2 protein-coding genes and 2 pseudogenes are annotated in these 2,962 nt (G+C 46.4%); all 4 read left to right on the forward strand.

Annotated elements, in window-relative coordinates:
- Window positions 1–187, forward strand: a pseudogene (locus RAC86_RS37365) (UDP-N-acetylglucosamine 1-carboxyvinyltransferase); the annotation flags it as partial.
- Between the two features lie 30 nt (window positions 188–217).
- Entirely contained in the window at window positions 218–1,183 is a 966-nt protein-coding gene (gene glpX, locus RAC86_RS37370; protein WP_003242962.1) for a class II fructose-bisphosphatase, read from the forward strand.
- A gap of 213 nt (window positions 1,184–1,396) precedes the next feature.
- Window positions 1,397–1,592 (forward strand): annotated as a pseudogene (locus RAC86_RS37375) (hypothetical protein).
- Entirely contained in the window at window positions 1,589–2,872 is a 1,284-nt protein-coding gene (rho, locus tag RAC86_RS37380; RefSeq protein WP_003221939.1) for a transcription termination factor Rho, read from the forward strand. The pseudogene RAC86_RS37375 and the gene rho overlap by 4 nt, the downstream one beginning before the upstream one ends.
- Window positions 2,873–2,962 lie beyond the last annotated feature (90 nt).

Consider the following 2,962-nt stretch of genomic DNA (forward strand, 5'->3'; position numbering starts at 1 on the left):
CGATCTGCGTGCCGGAGCTTGTCTGGTGGTAGCCGGCCTGATGGCTGACGGCGTCACGGAAATTACGGGCCTGGAGCATATTGACCGCGGATACAGCAGCCTTGAGAAGAAGCTTGAGGGGCTTGGAGCGACAATCTGGCGTGAAAGAATGACTGACGAAGAAATAGAACAGCTTCAAAATTCATAATGGTTTCTTGTGAGAGGAGATCGTGTTGAAATGGAAAGAAGTTTATCAATGGAATTGGTACGTGTGACCGAAGCTGCGGCATTGGCATCTGCAAGATGGATGGGCCGGGGAAAAAAAGATGAGGCTGATGAAGCGGCAACGAGCGCAATGAGAGACGTTTTTGATACAGTTCCGATGAAAGGGACCGTTGTGATCGGTGAAGGCGAAATGGACGAAGCGCCGATGCTGTATATCGGGGAAAAACTCGGAAACGGGTACGGCCCGCGCGTCGATGTCGCAGTTGACCCTCTTGAAGGCACAAACATCCTAGCAAGCGGCGGCTGGAACGCGCTGACGGTTATTGCGGTAGCAGACCACGGCACGCTTCTGAACGCTCCTGACATGTATATGCAAAAAATCGCAGTCGGTCCGGAAGCGGTGGGCTGCATTGATATTGAAGCACCCGTCATTGATAACCTTAAAGCGGTGGCAAAAGCGAAAAACAAGGACGTTGAGGACGTCGTTGCCACAATCTTAAACCGTGAAAGACACGCAAAAATTATTTCTGAACTTCGTGAGGCCGGCGCCAGAATCAAATTGATCAATGATGGCGATGTCGCAGGCGCCATCAACACGGCTTTCGACCACACGGGCGTTGATATCCTGTTCGGATCAGGCGGAGCTCCTGAGGGTGTGCTATCCGCTGTTGCGTTAAAAGCGCTCGGCGGAGAAATTATTGGTAAACTTCTTCCGCAAAGCGAAGAAGAAATCACACGCTGTCACAAAATGGGCCTTGATTTAAGCAAAGTCCTTCGCATGGAAGACCTTGTGAAGGGTGATGACGCAATTTTTGCAGCTACCGGTGTAACGGACGGCGAGCTGTTAAAAGGCGTTCAATTCAAAGGCTCTGTCGGCACAACTGAAAGCTTAGTTATCCGTGCAAAATCAGGCACTGTCCGCTTCGTTGACGGCAGACACAGCCTGAAAAAGAAACCAAATCTTGTAATCCGTCCATAACAAACAGAAAAAGCGGGTGTGAGCCCGCTTTTCCTTTGCAGAAAAGCGTCAACTCTATCAATTCCGTGTCAAAACCTTATTTCAGTTGAATAATTTTTTGAAATAAGGTAAAAATAAAGAGTGCTGCGAATTTTACTGCGTAATTCCTTCTTTTAAGCACTAGGAAAGTTTCAATTTCTACCGCATACAGACGATATAAGTATTGATCTTCTCATGTTTTTGTCCTCGCTTCCTTCAAAACTCATTAAGACAATCCTTTTAACAAAAGCGCCGATCATGGGTGGAAGTGTTACCGATAGAAGTTCCTTTATGTTAAAAAAAAGAATGTGCTTTGGCGGATGTTGTGCAAAAGCAGCAGATTACATGTGCAAGTAAGATATTGACTATGAAAAGCGTGGTGTTTTTATGAAAGACGTATCTATTTCCTCTTTGGAAAATATGAAATTGAAAGAGCTTTATGAACTTGCAAGACATTATAAAATCTCCTACTACAGCAAACTGACAAAAAAAGAACTCATTTTCGCCATTCTGAAAGCAAATGCAGAACAGGAAGATCTGCTGTTTATGGAAGGCGTTCTTGAGATCATCCAGTCTGAAGGTTTCGGCTTCCTGAGACCGATCAACTACTCTCCAAGCTCAGAAGACATTTACATCTCAGCTTCACAAATCCGCCGTTTCGATTTGCGGAACGGAGACAAAGTATCAGGCAAGGTTCGCCCGCCAAAAGAAAATGAGCGTTACTATGGACTTTTGCACGTTGAAGCAGTAAACGGGGATGATCCCGAATCAGCAAAAGAGCGTGTGCATTTCCCGGCTCTTACACCTCTTTATCCAGACCGTCAAATGGTGCTTGAAACAAAGCCGAACTTCTTGTCTACTAGAATAATGGACATGATGGCGCCGGTTGGATTTGGACAGCGCGGTTTGATTGTCGCGCCTCCAAAAGCTGGAAAAACGATGCTGCTGAAGGAAATTGCCAACAGCATTACAGCAAACCAGCCTGAAGCAGAGCTGATCGTGCTTTTGATCGACGAAAGACCGGAGGAAGTGACCGATATCGAGCGTTCTGTAGCTGGGGATGTCGTCAGCTCAACGTTTGATGAAGTGCCGGAAAACCATATTAAAGTAGCCGAGCTTGTGCTTGAGCGCGCGATGCGTCTCGTGGAACACAAAAAGGATGTCATCATTCTGATGGACAGCATCACACGCCTTGCCCGCGCCTACAACTTAGTGATTCCGCCGAGCGGAAGAACGCTTTCCGGGGGGATTGACCCAGCAGCGTTCCACCGTCCGAAACGCTTCTTCGGGGCTGCGAGAAATATCGAAGAGGGCGGAAGCTTAACTATCCTTGCTACGGCTCTTGTTGATACAGGGTCACGTATGGATGATGTCATTTATGAAGAATTCAAGGGAACAGGCAACATGGAACTTCACCTTGACCGTTCTCTGGCAGAGCGCCGCATCTTCCCGGCCATCGATATCCGCCGTTCGGGAACGCGCAAGGAAGAGCTGCTTGTGCCTAAAGAGCACCTTGATCGTTTATGGTCTATCCGCAAAACGATGTCTGATTCACCTGATTTCGCAGAAAAATTCATGAGAAAAATGAAAAAAACCAAAACAAACCAGGAATTTTTCGATATTCTCAATCAAGAATGGAAACAGGCAAATCTATCATCTGCTAGACGATAAATTGTATTTGCAAAAGAAGTAAATCACTGATATAATTTTCTCATATGCGTTTCGGACAATGCTCCGAAATAATAACTCTGTTTCCACACT

The sequence above is a fragment of the Bacillus sp. LR_5 genome (assembly GCF_042709275.1).

Coding starts and splice junctions, on each gene's coding strand:
- glpX (WP_003242962.1), top strand. CDS start 218: ATGGAAAGAAGTTTATCAATGGAATTGGTACGTGTGACCGAAGCTGCG.
- rho (WP_003221939.1), top strand. CDS start 1,589: ATGAAAGACGTATCTATTTCCTCTTTGGAAAATATGAAATTGAAAGAG.